This is a genomic window from Streptomyces sp. NPDC058650 (assembly GCF_042717315.1).
Lineage (GTDB): Bacteria > Actinomycetota > Actinomycetes > Streptomycetales > Streptomycetaceae > Streptomyces.
This window is the reverse complement of the sequence record NZ_JBHXRL010000011.1, coordinates 88,481-102,479: the sequence shown is the minus strand read 5'-3', so window position 1 is coordinate 102,479 and position 13,999 is coordinate 88,481. Positions and strand designations below refer to the sequence as shown.

Here is a 13,999-nt window from a genome sequence, read left to right as displayed (position 1 = left end):
GAGTCCGGATTGTCCGTTCCCCGTCCGCCCGCTGTCTACGCTGGAGGGGACATGGATCCCCTCATCTCCCTCCACCCCGCCCGGCGCCCCCTCACCCCCGCCCTGCGCGCGCTGCGCCTCTGCCTCCATCTGCTGATGGCGGGCCTGCTCGTCCTCGCGGCGGTACGGGCCGACTCGGCCGCCGGGACGGTGATGGCGGTGGTCGTGGGCGCGGTCTACGCGACCGGCTCGCTGCTGCCGTCCGTGGGCAGCTCGCAGCGGGCCGCCGCCCTCTGGCTGGGCGTCCTGGGCGCGTCCTGGCTGGCGCTGCTCTGGCTGACGCCCGACGCGCTCTGGGTGGCCTTCCCGCTCTACTTCCTCCAGCTGCATCTGCTGCCCACGCGCTGGTCGCTGCCGGCCGTCACGCTGACGGCGGGCGCGGCGATCCTCTCGTACGTGGGGCACGGCGCCCCGCTCAATCCCGGGGTCTTCATCGGGCCGCTGCTCGGCGGGGCGGTCGCGGTGGCGACGGTCCTCGGCTACCAGGCCCTGTACCGGGAGAGCGAGCGGCGGCGCCGGCTCATCGAGGAGCTGATCGAGACGCGGGCGGAGCTGGCGGCCGCGGAGCGGCACGCGGGGACGCTCGCCGAGCGCGAGCGGCTCGCGCGGGAGATCCACGACACGCTGGCACAGGGCCTGTCCTCGATCCAGCTGCTGCTGCGCGCCGCCGAGCGGGCGCTGCCGCCGGACTCCCCGGCCGCCGGTCACATCGACCGGGCGCGGCAGGCGGCGCAGGACAACCTGGCGGAGGCGCGGCGCTTCGTCAGGGCGCTGTCGCCGCCGGACCTGGAGCACGGCTCGCTGGCGGCGGCCCTGGAGCGACTGTGCGAGCCGGGTGCCGGTTCCGGTCCTGACGGGTCCTACGGCGCCTACGGAGCGGGGGCCGGGCCGCGGGTCCGGTTCTCGGTGAGCGGCACGCCGGCCGAGCTGCCCACCCCGTACGAGGTGGCGCTGCTGCGCATCGCGCAGTCCGCGCTCGCGAACACCGTGCGGCACGCCTCGGCCTCGCGGGCCGAGATCACGCTGTCGTTCATGGGGGCCTCGGTGACCCTGGACGTGGTCGACGACGGCAGGGGCTTTGCTCCGGGGTCCGTACGGCAGTCCTCGGAGGGCGGCTTCGGGCTTCCGGCGATGCGCTCGCGCGCCGAGTCGCTGGGCGGCACGTTCACCGTCGAGTCGGCGCCCGGCCAGGGCACGGCGGTGGCCGTGTCCCTCCCTCTCCCCGCTGGAGTCCCCGCATGACCGTCGACCCGGCCGGCACCCCGGCCATCAGGCTTCTCCTCGCCGACGACCACCCGGTGGTCCGGGCGGGCCTGCGCGCCGTTCTCGACACGGAGCCCGGCTTCACGGTGGTCGGCGAGGCCGCCACGGCCGAGCGGGCCGTGGAGCTGGCCGCCGCCGGGGGCGTGGACGTGGTCCTGATGGACCTGCAGTTCGGCTCCGGGATGCACGGTTCGGAGGCGACGGCAGCGATCACCGCGGCCCCCGGCGGGCCGAAGGTGCTGGTCCTGACGACGTACGACACGGACGCGGACATCCTGGCGGCGGTGGAGGCGGGCGCCTCCGGCTACCTCCTGAAGGACGCACCGCCGGAGGAACTCGCGGCGGCGGTACGGACGGCGGCGGCCGGGCAGTCGGCGCTCGCCCCGGCGGTGGCCCACCGGCTGATGGACCGGATGCGGACACCGGCGGAGGCCCTGACGAAACGGGAGCTGGAGGTGCTCCAGCTGGTGGGCGAGGGCCTGTCGAACCAGCAGATCAGCAAGGCGCTGTTCCTCAGCCAGGCGACGGTGAAGTCGCACCTCGTACACATCTTCGCGAAGCTGGGCGTGGACTCGCGGACGGCCGCGGTGGCGGCGGCGACGGCCCGACGGCTGATCAGGCGGTAGAACGGTCAGACGGGTAAGGCCATCAGAGTGCCAAGGCCGTCAGACGGATACCGCCAGCAGACGGATAGGGCCAGCAGACGGCTGAGGCCACGAGACGGGTAAGGCCACCAAGCGGTTGGGCCGCCAGACGGCAGGACCGTCAGACGGCAGGGCCCTCAGGCGGCAGGGCCGTCAGACAGCCGGGCCCTGCGGCGGCGTACCGAAGTGCTCGACCGCCCGGCGGACCGCGGCGAGCCCGTCGGCGAACGCGCTCACGGAGCCGATGGAGCCGGCGATCAGCAGCAGGGACCGGCGCAGCCGCCGTACTTCGGGGACGCCGCTGAGCACCATGGCGTCCAGCGCGGCGAGCTCGTCCTCGGCGATGCCCCGATCGGCGAACTCGACCCGGTGACCCGCCAGTTCCCGCCGGAGCCGGGACACGGCCGACCGCAGTTCGGTCACCCTGGGGTCCACGCCCTCGCCGGTCACTCGCCTCTGCCCCACGCTTCGCAACACGGTTCTCCCCCTCGCACGGCACTGTGCGCAGAACACTCCGAACACGCTACGCCGACCCGCCGGACGGCGGCCGGCGCCGGGAGTCGCGGGCCAGTTAACTCCTTCGCCACCCCACCGCGCCACCCTCCTCGGACGGAATTCAGGCGACCGTGTCATTCCGCGCCATGAGGTATGCAGTCCCCATGACGTCGACTGAAGATCGAACCCCGCTCGTCGCCGGACTGCTGCTCGCCGCGGGAGGCGGGCGGCGGCTCGGGGGGCGGCCCAAGGCCCTCCTGTCCCACCGGGGGCGCCCCCTCGTCGAGAACGCGGTGCGCGTGCTGCGCGAGGGCGGCTGCGAGGTCGTGCACGTCGTGCTCGGCGCGGCGGCCGGGACCGTACGGGAGCGGGCCGAGCTGCCCGGGTGCGTGCTCGTGGAGAACCCGGAATGGGCCGAGGGGATGGGCTCCTCCCTGCGCGCCGGGCTCGCGTCGCTCGCCGCGGATCCGCGTGGGGTGGACGCGGCGCTGGTGTTCCTGGTGGACCAGCCGGGGATCGGACCGGCGGCGGTGGCCCGGGTCCGTGCGGCGTACCGCTCGCGGGAGTCGCTCGCGGCGGCCTCGTACGACGGGGACCGGGGCCATCCGGTGCTGTTCGGCGCCGGGCACTGGGCAGGGATCGCCGAGGGGGCGGTCGGCGACCGGGGCGCACGGGACTATCTGGCGGCGCACGGGGATGCGATCACGCCGGTGGACTGTTCGGATGTGGCCGAGCCCTATGACATCGACACGGAGGCGGATCTGGCCCACCTGGAGTGAGCGGCGCGGCACGGACGTGGCACGGAGCGCCACGTTCTGTCGATCCGGAGAATCTCGACATCAACAAACCATTGAACTTCCACCATGAGGAAACTAGTATCCACTGTTCAGAAGCGCCTGCCAGTTCAGAGGGCGCTCGCGGTCGTATCTCGGCGCCTGCGGCACTCCGTGCCGTCCCGCGACGCCCGGCGGCCGCCTGGCACCGCCCGTGAAGTTCGCTGAAGGAAGTGACAGTTCATGTCCGCACCAGCGCCGTCCCCCCTGGCCGTCGTCGATGCCGAGCCCCTGCCGCGTCAGGAGGAAGTGCTCACCGAGGCCGCTCTGGCCTTCGTCGCCGAACTGCACAGGCGGTTCACTCCGCGCCGGGACGAGCTCCTCGCCCGCCGGGCGGAGCGTCGCGCCGAGATCGCCCGTACATCCACGCTGGACTTCCTCCCGGAGACCGCCGCGATCCGCGCCGACGACTCCTGGAAGGTCGCACCGGCCCCGGCGGCCCTGAACGACCGCCGTGTCGAGATCACCGGTCCGACCGACCGCAAGATGACGATCAACGCGCTCAACTCCGGCGCCCGCGTGTGGCTCGCCGACTTCGAGGACGCCTCCGCGCCGACCTGGGAGAACGTGGTCCTCGGCCAGGTCAACCTGATCGACGCGTACACCCGGAACATCGACTTCACGGACCCGCGTTCCGGCAAGTCGTACGCCCTCAAGCCCGCCGACGAGCTCGCGACGGTCGTCATGCGCCCGCGCGGCTGGCACCTGGAGGAGCGTCACCTGACGTTCGACGGACGCCCGGTGCCCGGCGCGCTCGTCGACTTCGGCCTGTACTTCTTCCACAACGCCCAGCGTCTGATCGACCTCGGCAAGGGCCCGTACTTCTACCTGCCGAAGACGGAGTCGCACCTGGAGGCCCGCCTCTGGAACGACATCTTCGTCTTCGCCCAGGACTACGTCGGCATCCCCCAGGGCACCGTCCGCGCCACGGTCCTCATCGAGACCATCACGGCCGCGTACGAGATGGAGGAGATCCTCTACGAGCTCCGCGACCACGCCGCCGGCCTGAACGCGGGCCGCTGGGACTACCTCTTCTCCATCGTCAAGAACTTCCGTGACGGCGGCGCCAAGTTCGTCCTCCCGGACCGCAACGCGGTCACGATGACGGCCCCGTTCATGCGCGCGTACACCGAACTCCTCGTCCGCACCTGCCACAAGCGCGGCGCGCACGCGATCGGCGGCATGGCGGCCTTCATCCCGTCCCGCAAGGACGCCGAGGTCAACAAGGTCGCCTTCGAGAAGGTCAAGGCCGACAAGGACCGCGAGGCCGGCGACGGCTTCGACGGCTCCTGGGTCGCGCACCCGGACCTGGTCCCGATCGCGATGGCCTCCTTCGACGCCGTGCTCGGCGAGAAGCCGAACCAGAAGGACCGGCTCCGCGAGGACGTCTCCGTGGCGCCCGGCGACCTGATCGCGATCGACTCGCTCGACGCGAAGCCCACCTACGACGGCCTGGTCAGCGCCGTCCAGGTCGGCGTCCGCTACATCGAGGCGTGGCTGCGCGGCCTCGGCGCCGTCGCCATCTTCAACCTGATGGAGGACGCGGCCACCGCGGAGATCTCGCGCTCGCAGATCTGGCAGTGGATCAACGCGGGCGTGGTCTTCGAGAACGGGCAGACGGCGACTCCGGAGCTGGCCCGCGAGGTCGCCGCCCAGGAGCTGGCCGCGATCCGCGCGGAGATCGGCGAGGAGGCCTTCGCGGCCGGCAAGTGGCAGCAGGCGCACGACCTGCTCCTGCACGTCTCCCTCGACGCGGACTACGCGGACTTCCTGACGCTCCCCGCCTACGAACAGCTGGTCGGCTGACCGCACAGCGGCCGAACAGCTCTCGGTAGAACACTCGAAATCAGGGCTCTGCCCCCGGTGTCCGCACAGACACCGGGGGCAGAGCCCTGTGCCGTTCCCCAGCCCCGCTCCCCGGCCCCGTTCCCTGGCTCCGTTCCCCGGCCCCGTTCCCCGGCCCCGTTCCCCGGCCCCGTTCCCTGGCTCCTCACAGGTGACGTGACGGAACCGAGATATGCAGCTACCTAGCGGTAACAAGCCACGACGTGCGAGATTCCGCCTGCCACCGGCCGGCGGCTGTCCCCCACGTCACTGCGCACCGCATACCGCAGGAGCACAGCCATGCCTTCTACCCCCCACCGTGCGCTGCGCGGATTCCTGGCTCTGTGTACCGCCGCCGGGCTCGCCTCCGTCGCCGCTCCCACCGTCGCCCACGCTTCCCCGGGCACCGGCCCCACCGCCGTCGTCGCCATGGGCGACAGCTACATCTCCGGCGAGGCCGGACGCTGGCTGGGCAACAGCCTGACCAACTCCGGCAGCCGCAACGGCACCGACCGGGCCTGGACGGGCAGCGCCTACGACCCGTCCCGGGTGTACGGCGCCACCGCGGGCGGCTGTCACCGCTCGGACACCGCCGAGGTGAAGAGCGCCGGCGCGATCGCCTCCTCCCTCGTCAACCTCGCCTGCTCCGGGGCGACCACGGAGAACGTCATCCGGGCCTCCCAGGGCGGCCAGGCCTACAAGGGCGAGGCCCCGCAGGCCGACCAGCTCGCGGCCGTGGCCGCCTCGCACGACGTGGAGCTCATCGCGCTCTCCATCGGCGGCAACGACCTGGGCTTCGCCGACATCATCGCCACCTGCGCGAAGGACTACATCGTCTGGTACTCGTACTGCCACGACGACCAGCAGGCCGAGGTCGACGCGAAGATCGACGGCGTGATGGCGGACGTCGGCCGGTCGGTCGACGAGATCCGGGCCGTGATGACGGGCGCCGGGTACTCCTCGTCCGACTACCGGATCGTGCTCCAGTCGTACCCCTCCCCCATCCCGCGCGCCGCCGAGAACCGGTACGCGGAGAGCGGCTGGACCCGTACCAACACCGGTGGCTGCCCCTTCTGGAACGCCGACTCCACCTGGGCGCGGGACTCCCTGGTCCCGCAGCTCGCGAACCGGCTGAAGGGGGTCGCGGCGGCCAAGGGCGTGCAGTTCATGGACCTGCGGGACGCGCTCCAGGGGCGCGAGGTCTGCGCGAAGACGAGCAAGCAGGTCTCGTCGACCGTGCCGGCGTCGGCGACGACGAGCGAGTGGGCGCGCTGGATCGACAGCCAGAGCACGCAGGGGCTCGTCCAGGAGTCGATGCACCCGAACGCCTACGGCCAGCAGGCCCTGGGCCGGTGCCTGGCCCTCGTCCACGCCCGCCCCACCGGGAACCACAGCTGCAAGAACACGGCGGGTTCGGGAGCCTCGGGGATGTACCTCACGGCAGGGTGACGCCGAGGGGGCCGAGGACCCGGGCCGTCTCGTGACGGTCCGCCTCGGCCATCGCCCGGACCAGGGCGGCGGAGCCGCCGGGCCAGGCGGCCGCCGCCGCGTCGAACGCGGCGCGGCGGGACTCCAGGGGCCCCTTCTTGCCGGGCAGTCCGTCGAGGACGTACAGCGCCCGCGCCGAGGTGGGGACCTGGAGGTGGTCCGCCCGCTCGCCCCTGGCGCGCAGGACCTCGTGGGCGTACTCGCCGATCACGGGGTCGCGCAGGGCGCCGCGGAGGGCCTCGGCCGGGGCGGCGGCCGTGTCGAGGACGGCGAGGAAGCCCCGGGTGGCGGCCGCGTCGGCGGTGCCCGCGTGGGCGGTGCCGAGGGCGGCGAGCAGCTGGGACCAGGCCTCGGCGCTGTCCCCGCGCGCGTGGAGCCAGTCGGCGAGGACGCGCACGGCGGACGAGACGGGCCAGCCGGTGGCGGCGGCGACCAGGGTCGGCGCGGCCCAGGCGGCGGTCTCGGCCGGGACGGGAGCGGCGATCCCCCGCACCCGCAGCAGATAGCGCACGACGCCCGCGCCACGCGGGGTCAGCCCGAAGGCGTCGCCCGTGCGGAAGAGGAGGCCGGTGGTGGCGAGCCGGTCGACGACCGCGGCGAGGTCGCGGGCGGGACCGGTGAGCCGTTCCCGGTCCGCCTCGGTCAGCTCCGGCGTACCCAGGAGCCGTACGAGCTCCGCGAGCGGCGGGGTGGTGTAGCCGGGGGGCGCCTCGTCCGGTACCGGCACGGGCAGGTCCTCCAGGGCCGGGTCGACGCTCCAGTCCTCGTACTCGGCGGCCTTGCGGGCGACGGACTCGGCGGAGCAGCCGCGCTGGTAGACCACGTACAGCAGGTGGGTCGCCTCGCCGCCGTAGGGGCCTGCTCCCCCCTCGGCCAGGCTGTCGACGGCGGCGGCGAGCGCGTCGGCGTCCTCCTCGACGGCCCCGGGCCCGGTCGGCGCCTCGACGGCGGGCGGCGGTGGGACGGGGTCGGCGGTGTCGCCGTAGTAGTCGAGGTGTTCGTCGAGGAGGGCGTCGGCCAGGACCAGGTGGGGGAAGGATTCGGGGCCGGGGGCGAAGCGGGCGTACGGCCCGGCGAGCTGCTCGGCGAGCCCGGCGGCGGTCCACCGGTCCAGGAGCGCGGCGGCCACGTGCCCGATGCCGGTGGCGACGGCGTGGTCCGTGAGGAGCGGGCCGGCGGCCGGGGCTCTTTCGGCGTCCCGTACGTACGCCCGGGTGAGCGCCTCGGCGAGGAGGACCTCGGCGAGGGCCGTACGGCCCATGAGGTCGGCCCGCCGCACTCCGTCGGGGAGCGGCGCGCCGTCGAGGGCGGCGAGCCGGCGGCGTACGTCCTCGGGGTCCGCGAGATCGGTGCCGCAGGCCCGCAGGAGGGAGGCGTACCAGCGGTTCCAGGTGAGGTTACCGGGGTCGATCATGGCGCGCTCGAAGTCGGGCGCGGCCTCCGCGACCACGGCGACGACCCGCTCGCCCCGCCCTCCGTCGAACCGCGCGGCGAGCTCCGCGAGCACGGCCGGATACGCGCCGAGCTCCCCTGGCGCCGCGTACACGAACGTCGGCAGGTCCTCCACGAGGAGATGCCGCACGAGCCCGGGCGTCGGCTCGGGCACCCCGGTCGCCCGGTCCGCCCCGCGCAGGGCGAGGAGTCCGAGCACCGCTTCGGCGGCGCGCGTGAAGACGGGGTCGCGGCGCTCGGGCGTTCCGTCGAGGAAGCTGTCGAGCCCGGTGTTGGTGAGAACGGTCTCGGCCACGCTTCCCAGGGTAATTCCGGGGAGGGGATTCCGGGCATGCGAGACATTCGGGTCAGCGTGCTCGGCGCTCTGCCGCTCAGCGGACCACCACCACGCGGGGCGCCGAGAAGTCGCCCCAGGTGCCGTCGGGGAGTCGGGCGCGGAGGGTGACGGTGTAGCGGGTGCCCGGAGGGTCCTGGACCGGGAAGGTGTAGGTGGCGCGGCCGGGGGGCGGGGTGGTTCCCCAGACGATGGTGGTCGTGAAGCGGCCGTCGAGGTGGAGTTCGTGGTGGGTGACGGGGGCTCCGGTGTCGGGCGGGGTCCAGGTGAGGGTGATCTCGCCCTGGGCGGCCGTGGCGGTGAGGTGCTCGGGCGCGGTGTTCGGGGGTGCGCCGGGTGCCGGGGTGGTGGTGAGCTCGACGCGGGGGCTGTCCGGGGAGGAGTTCTCGGCGGCGTCGCGGGCGCGGACCGTGAACGCGTAGGCGGTGCCGGGGCGCAGGCCGGTGACGCGGGCGGTGGTGGCGGTGCCGGGGGCGGTGTGGACGCGGGTGTCGGCCTGGTAGACGTCGTACGCGGTGACGCGGGTGTCGTCGCGGGACGGGGCCCAGGTGAGGGTGGCGGTGCGGCTGCCGTCGGCCGTGGCGCGGAGTGCCTTCGGGGCGGTGGGGGGCGTGCGGTCCTCGGTGTCCGCGGGGAGGGTGGTGGCGACGACGGTGGCGCTCGGGAGCGAGAGGTTTCCGGCGGCGTCGCGGGCGCGGACGGTGAAGGCGTGCCGGGTGGCGGGCGCGAGTCCGACGACGTCGGTCATCAGGGTGGTGGCGGGGAGGTCCCTGACCTTGCGGCCCTCGCGGTAGACGGCGTAGCCGGTGACGGCCCGGTCGTCGGTGGCCGCGCTCCACATGACGTGGACGGTGCTCGCGCTGCCCGCGGTGGCGGTGACCCCGGTGGGGACGGTCGGGGCGCTCGTGTCCTTGGGCGGGGGTTCCGGGGCGCCCGAGCAGGCGGCCAGGGTGAGCATCAAGGCGGTCAACAGGCTTGCGGCGAGCGGGCGTTGCACGGGAAGCCCTCCGTCCGTCGAAAAGGTCCAGACCTATATCGCACAGTCGGACCGACCCCGGCAAGAGGGTGTTGTCAGTGGCGTGCGCTTCACTGGAATCGTCACGCTGAGTAGTCGATTCTGGGGGAATCATGACGGACCGTACGACCTATGTGACGCTCACCGGCGTCCGCCGCCGCGGCTGGACCGACTCGATGGTCCGGGACCTGCTCGGCTCGCCCGACGTGCAGGGCCGCGACCCGCGCCGCTGGTCCCTCGCACCCGTGCGGCTCTATCTCCTGGCCCGGGTGGAGACGGTGGAGCGGACGGCCGAGTTCGCCGCGGCCTCCCTGCTGTCGAAGGCCCGGTCGGCGGCCGCCGGGGTGTACGCGGCGCGCCGGCGGGCCGCCGTGCTCACCGCGATCCGCGCCGCGCCGATCGAGGTGCCGCTGCTGCCCGGTCCGGAGCTGGAGCGGCGGGCCGTCCGCCACCGGCATCTGCTGGGCGGGCGGAGCCCGGGAAGGACCGGGGCGGAGCCGGACGGGGCGCTGAAGGACGGGGCGCTGACGCGGTGGCAGGTGAGCTACCTGCGGCACGCCCTCTCGCGGTACGAGTCGCTGCTCGACGGGCTGTACGGGGAGACCGGCCGCGGGGATGCCGAGCGGTTGCTGCGGCGGCGGCTGTACGAGGCGATCGCCGCGGCCTACCCGGCCCTGGCCCACGAGTGCCTGCGGCGGATCGCGGTGGAGCGGTGAGGAGGAGTCAGCCGGCCAGCAGCCGGGAGAGCGCGCGGCAGGCCGCCGGGATCGGGGCGACGACCTCGACCGCGCACCGGGCGCGCAGCTCCTCGGCGGCCTCGCCGAGCGGACCGCCGCCGATGACGACGGCGCGCGCCCCGTCCCGTTCGGCGCAGGCCCGGACCGCCCGCTCCAGCCGGTCGAGGAGCAACGACGGGTCGGCGGAGAGGCGTTCGGGGGTGCCTGTGGTGAGCCGGATGCCCGTGTACCGGTCGGCGAGGCCGAGGGCCGCCACCCGCTCGGCGATGGCCTCGGCGAGGAGCGGCGTGGTGGTCGCCACGCCGAACGGCGCGCCGTCGGCGGCGGCCTCCAGGAGGGCCGCCTCCCCGAGCCCCGCCACGGGCAGGCCGGTCGCGGCGCGCAGCGCCTCCAGGCCGGGGTCGCCGAAGGCGCCGACGAGGAGCGCCGCGCAGTCGCCCTCGGCCGCGGCCCGGAGTCCGGCGGCGAGCACTTCGGGGGCGGCGGCACGCAGGGCGGCGGGGTCGGTGAGCATGCCGGGGCCGCGGGAGACGGTGACCCCACGGACCGCACGGACCCCCGGCCGGGCCCCCAGGGTCCGGCGGGCGATCGCGGTCATCATCGCGGTCGTCGCCGTGGAGGTGTTGGGGTTGATCAGCACGACGGCCCCGGGCCCCGCGGCGTGCGCGGGGACCGGGGCGGTCGGTGGAGCGACGAGCGGGTTCAGTGGACGTGCGCCGCCTTCGCCGTGGCACTGCCGGAGATCTCCTCGCCCGGCTCCATCGGCGCGGTGACCTGGTCGTCGTCCCGGCCCCCGCCCAGGTGGTTGAAGACCACGTTGAGCAGGACGGCCGCGACACAGCCGGTGGAGATGCCGGAGTCCAGGATGATCTTCGCGGTCTCCGGGAAGGCGTGGTAGAAGGTGGGCGCCGTGATCGGGATGATGCCGACGGCCAGCGAGACGGCCACGATCAGGACGTTGTTGTCCTTCTCCAGGCCGGCCTTGACCAGGGTCTGGATGCCGCTGGCGGCGACCGAGCCGAAGAGGACGACGCCCGCGCCGCCGAGGACCGGCCGGGGGACGACCGAGATCAGCGAGGCGGCGACCGGCGAGAGCCCCATCAGGACCAGGAAGCCACCGCCGCAGGCCACGACGAAGCGGCTGCGGATTCTGGTCATGGCGACCAGACCGATGTTCTGGGCGAAGGCGCTGCACATGAAGCCGTTGAAGAGCGGGCTGATCGCCGAGCCGAGGGTGTCGGCGCGGAGGCCGGCCGCGATGGTCTTCTCGTCGGCGGGCCGCTCCACGATCTCGCCGAGCGCCAGCATGTCGGCGGTCGACTCGGTCATGGAGACCAGCATGACCACGCACATCGAGATGATCGCGGCGAGCGCGAACTGCGGGGCACCGAAGTGGAACGGGGACGGGAAGCCGACGATGTCCGCCTCGGTCACCGGGGAGAAGTCGGTGACCCCGAACGGTATGGCGATGAGCGTGCCGATGACGAGACCGACCAGGACGGCGACCTGCTTGAGGAAGCCGCGGGTGAAGCGGCGCAGCAGCAGGACCACGACGAGGGTGATGCCGGCCAGGGTGAGGTACGTGGTCGAACCGTAGTCCTTGGCCGTGGGGTTGGGCCCTTGGGCCCAACCGAAGGCGACCGGGAGGAGGGAGACACCGATGAGGGTGATCACGGTGCCGGTGACGACCGGCGGGAAGAACCGCACGAGCCGGGAGAACCAGGGGGCGGCCAGGAAGCCGAGCAGTCCGGCGACGATGATCGCGCCGAAGATGACGGGCAGCGCGTCGGCCTTGTCGTCGGTGGTGTCGACGATCGCGAGCATCGGGGCGACACCGGCGAAGGTGACGCCGTTGACGAACGGCAGCTTGGCGCCGATCTTCCAGACACCGAGGGTCTGGAGGAAGGTCGCGAGACCGGCGGTGAAAAGACTCGCGCCGGTCAGGAAGGTGAGTTCGGTGCCGGATAGGCCGACGGCCGCTCCGACGATCAGGGGCGGCGCGACGACGCCCGCGTACATGGCGGCCACGTGCTGGAGGCCACTGGTGAGCATCTTCACTGGGGGCAGCGTCTCGTCGACCGGATGCTTCTCACGGTCTTCGGGGGCGGAGCCTGCGTCTTGTGCATTGCGAACCTGGGGCTTGGCGGCCACGGCGGTTCCTCCGGTCGGTTACACGTCGGCGGCGACGCGGGGTTCATGGAGGTGGAGCGATGCGGTGCGAAGTACAGGAGGTGCGGCTCGTTGCGGGGTGGAGCGGTGCGGGCGCGGGGTGGAGAAGTACGCACGCGGGGTGGAGCGGTGTGCGCGGGGAGGAGGCGCTACGGGGGACGGGTGCCCGATGGGGGGTGGGGCAGGCATCACCTTCCCGGGAGGTGCCGTACGTCTTCTGCGTACGACACCTCCCGGTCGGGCTGCCGCGGACCCCGCTCGGGTCCGCGGCGACCGACCGAGGGCCGTCCCCCTCGGTCGGACTCCATGGGGAGGGTCAGCTCTGGGCCGTGACGCGGGCCAGGCGCTGCGCCTCCGCGCGCGCGTCGCGCGCGATCTGCTCCTCGTCGGCGAACAGCAGTCGGTTGTTCTCGACGATCTGCTTGCCGTTGACGAAGGAGGCGGTGACCGGGGCCGCGGCGCCGAAGACGATCGCGGTGACCGGGTCGGCGATCGAGGAGTGGCCGAGGCCGTCGATCTTCCAGAGGACGAAGTCGGCGAGCTTGCCGGCTTCGAGGGAGCCGATGTTGTCGGCGCGGCCGAGGACCTGCGCGCCGCCGTAGGTGCCGAGGCGCAGGGCCTGGCGGGCGTTGAGCGCGGCCTCGCGGTGGGCGCCGAGGCGGTTGATGAGCAGCGCGTTCCGCAGCTCGGTGTGGAGCTCGCCGGACTCGTTGGACGCGGTGCCGTCGACGCCGAGGCCGACCGGCACGCCCGCCTTCAGCATGTCCGGTACGCGGGCGATGCCCGCGGCGAGGCGCGCGTTGGAGGACGGGCAGTGCGCCACACCCGTGCCGGTGCGGGCGAAGGCGGCGATGTCGGAGTCGTTCATGTGGACGCAGTGCGCCATCCACACGTCCTCGCCGAGGAAGCCGGTGGACTCGAAGTAGTCCGTCGGTCCCATGCCGAAGAGCTCGTGGCAGAACTTCTCCTCCTCCACGGTCTCCGAGCCGTGGGTGTGCATGCGCACCCCGAGCCGGCGGGCCAGCTCGGCACCCTGCTTGAGCAGCTGGGTGGAGATGGAGAAGGGGGAACAGGGGGCGACGGCGACCTGGGTCATCGCGTCGAAGGAGGCGTCGTGGAACTTCTTGACGGTCTCCTCGGTCGCGGCGAGCGCGCCCTCGGTGGACTCGACGGCGAAGTCGGGCGGCAGGAAGCCGTCCTTCTCGCTCATGTCCATCGAGCCGCGGGCGAGGGTGAAGCGGACGCCCATGTCGGAGGCGGCACCGATGATGGCGCCGGACAGGTCACCCGAGTTCTTCGGGTAGACGTAGTGGTGGTCCATGGCGGTGGTGACGCCACCGCGGGCCATCATCGCCAGGGAGCCCTGCGCGGCCACGCGGACCATCGACTCGTCGATCCGCGACCAGGTCGGGTAGAGCGCCACCAACCAGTTGAACAGGTTGTGGTCGGTGGCCAGCCCTCGGGTGATCCACTGGTAGAAGTGGTGGTGGGTGTTGACCAGACCGGGCGTCACCAGATGACCGGTGGCGTCGATCCGGCGGACCACGTTCTCCAGGCCCTCGGGCGCCTTGCCGGCACCGATGGACTCGATCCTGTTGTCGGCGACGACGAGGTAGCCGGAGGCGTACTCGGTGTCGTTCGCGTCGACGGTCGCGATCGCCGCGTTCTCGATGACGATGCGCTGGGCTGCCGAAGGTGCTGCCATG

General features: G+C 73.2%; 12 protein-coding genes. 6 read left to right on the top strand and 6 right to left on the bottom strand.

Going from position 1 to position 13,999, the window contains the following annotated elements; genetic code table 11:
* Positions 1 to 51 precede the first annotated feature (51 nt).
* Positions 52 to 1,281 (top strand): histidine kinase, encoded by a 1,230-nt coding sequence (locus ACFWWU_RS21025; RefSeq protein WP_384147331.1) that lies wholly within the window; start codon positions 52 to 54, stop codon positions 1,279 to 1,281.
* Positions 1,278 to 1,928 carry a response regulator transcription factor gene (locus ACFWWU_RS21020; RefSeq protein ID WP_317600512.1) on the top strand — a complete coding sequence of 217 codons (651 nt, stop codon included), beginning with the start codon at positions 1,278 to 1,280 and terminating at the stop codon, positions 1,926 to 1,928. The genes ACFWWU_RS21025 and ACFWWU_RS21020 overlap by 4 nt, the downstream gene beginning before the upstream one ends.
* Before the next feature lie 171 nt (positions 1,929 to 2,099).
* Here the strand turns inward: ACFWWU_RS21020 and ACFWWU_RS21015 are convergent, their stop codons facing one another.
* Entirely contained in the window at positions 2,100 to 2,423 is a 324-nt protein-coding gene (locus ACFWWU_RS21015; RefSeq protein WP_384147330.1) for a DUF5955 family protein, read from the bottom strand.
* 182 nt (positions 2,424 to 2,605) lie between these two features.
* On the opposite strand from ACFWWU_RS21015, the gene ACFWWU_RS21010 reads away from it, so the two are divergent.
* The 3 genes from ACFWWU_RS21010 to ACFWWU_RS21000 all read left to right on the top strand — a co-directional run bounded on the left by ACFWWU_RS21010 (position 2,606) and on the right by ACFWWU_RS21000 (position 6,547).
* Entirely contained in the window at positions 2,606 to 3,220 is a 615-nt protein-coding gene (locus ACFWWU_RS21010; protein WP_384147329.1) for an NTP transferase domain-containing protein, read from the top strand.
* Between the two features lie 237 nt (positions 3,221 to 3,457).
* Positions 3,458 to 5,080, top strand: a complete 1,623-nt coding sequence (aceB, locus tag ACFWWU_RS21005) for a malate synthase A (RefSeq protein WP_384147328.1) — start codon at positions 3,458 to 3,460, stop codon at positions 5,078 to 5,080.
* Positions 5,081 to 5,398: 318 nt separating this feature from the next.
* Positions 5,399 to 6,547 (top strand): GDSL-type esterase/lipase family protein, encoded by a 1,149-nt coding sequence (locus tag ACFWWU_RS21000; protein WP_384147327.1) that lies wholly within the window; start codon positions 5,399 to 5,401, stop codon positions 6,545 to 6,547.
* Here the strand turns inward: ACFWWU_RS21000 and ACFWWU_RS20995 are convergent.
* Both ACFWWU_RS20995 and ACFWWU_RS20990 read right to left on the bottom strand, forming a co-directional pair.
* The gene (locus ACFWWU_RS20995) at positions 6,534 to 8,333 is read right to left on the bottom strand and encodes a hypothetical protein (RefSeq protein ID WP_384147326.1); all 1,800 of its coding nucleotides are present in this window, start codon (positions 8,331 to 8,333) and stop codon (positions 6,534 to 6,536) included. The two genes, ACFWWU_RS21000 and ACFWWU_RS20995, sit on opposite strands and share 14 nt — an antisense overlap.
* Positions 8,334 to 8,409: 76 nt before the next feature.
* On the bottom strand, positions 8,410 to 9,369 hold the full coding sequence (locus tag ACFWWU_RS20990) for a fibronectin type III domain-containing protein (RefSeq protein ID WP_384147325.1): 960 nt from the start codon (positions 9,367 to 9,369) through the stop codon (positions 8,410 to 8,412).
* A 131-nt stretch (positions 9,370 to 9,500) separates the two neighbouring features.
* Here ACFWWU_RS20990 and ACFWWU_RS20985 point away from each other — a divergent pair, with 131 nt between their 5' ends.
* On the top strand, positions 9,501 to 10,103 hold the full coding sequence (locus tag ACFWWU_RS20985; protein ID WP_384147324.1) for a hypothetical protein: 603 nt from the start codon (positions 9,501 to 9,503) through the stop codon (positions 10,101 to 10,103).
* A 7-nt stretch (positions 10,104 to 10,110) separates the two neighbouring features.
* On the opposite strand, the gene ACFWWU_RS20980 is transcribed toward ACFWWU_RS20985, so the two are convergent.
* The 3 genes from ACFWWU_RS20980 to ACFWWU_RS20970 form a co-directional block, all read right to left on the bottom strand.
* A complete protein-coding gene (locus tag ACFWWU_RS20980; protein WP_384147323.1) occupies positions 10,111 to 10,764 on the bottom strand; it encodes an aspartate/glutamate racemase family protein in 654 nt (217 codons plus the stop codon).
* Positions 10,765 to 10,826: 62 nt separating this feature from the next.
* A complete protein-coding gene (locus ACFWWU_RS20975; RefSeq protein WP_384147473.1) occupies positions 10,827 to 12,176 on the bottom strand; it encodes a nucleobase:cation symporter-2 family protein in 1,350 nt (449 codons plus the stop codon).
* A 433-nt stretch (positions 12,177 to 12,609) separates the two neighbouring features.
* Entirely contained in the window at positions 12,610 to 13,998 is a 1,389-nt protein-coding gene (locus tag ACFWWU_RS20970) for an 8-oxoguanine deaminase (protein ID WP_384147322.1), read from the bottom strand.
* Position 13,999: the final 1 nt, after the last annotated feature.

Bases quoted from the DNA above. Each gene is read 5' to 3' on its own strand.
- ACFWWU_RS20985 (WP_384147324.1), top strand. From the start codon at position 9,501: ATGACGGACCGTACGACCTATGTGACGCTCACCGGCGTCCGCCGCCGC.
- ACFWWU_RS21020 (WP_317600512.1), top strand. From the start codon at position 1,278: ATGACCGTCGACCCGGCCGGCACCCCGGCCATCAGGCTTCTCCTCGCC.
- ACFWWU_RS21010 (WP_384147329.1), top strand. From the start codon at position 2,606: ATGACGTCGACTGAAGATCGAACCCCGCTCGTCGCCGGACTGCTGCTC.
- ACFWWU_RS20970 (WP_384147322.1), bottom strand. From the start codon at position 13,998: ATGGCAGCACCTTCGGCAGCCCAGCGCATCGTCATCGAGAACGCGGCG.
- ACFWWU_RS20975 (WP_384147473.1), bottom strand. From the start codon at position 12,176: ATGCTCACCAGTGGCCTCCAGCACGTGGCCGCCATGTACGCGGGCGTC.
- ACFWWU_RS21000 (WP_384147327.1), top strand. From the start codon at position 5,399: ATGCCTTCTACCCCCCACCGTGCGCTGCGCGGATTCCTGGCTCTGTGT.
- ACFWWU_RS21025 (WP_384147331.1), top strand. From the start codon at position 52: ATGGATCCCCTCATCTCCCTCCACCCCGCCCGGCGCCCCCTCACCCCC.
- aceB (WP_384147328.1), top strand. From the start codon at position 3,458: ATGTCCGCACCAGCGCCGTCCCCCCTGGCCGTCGTCGATGCCGAGCCC.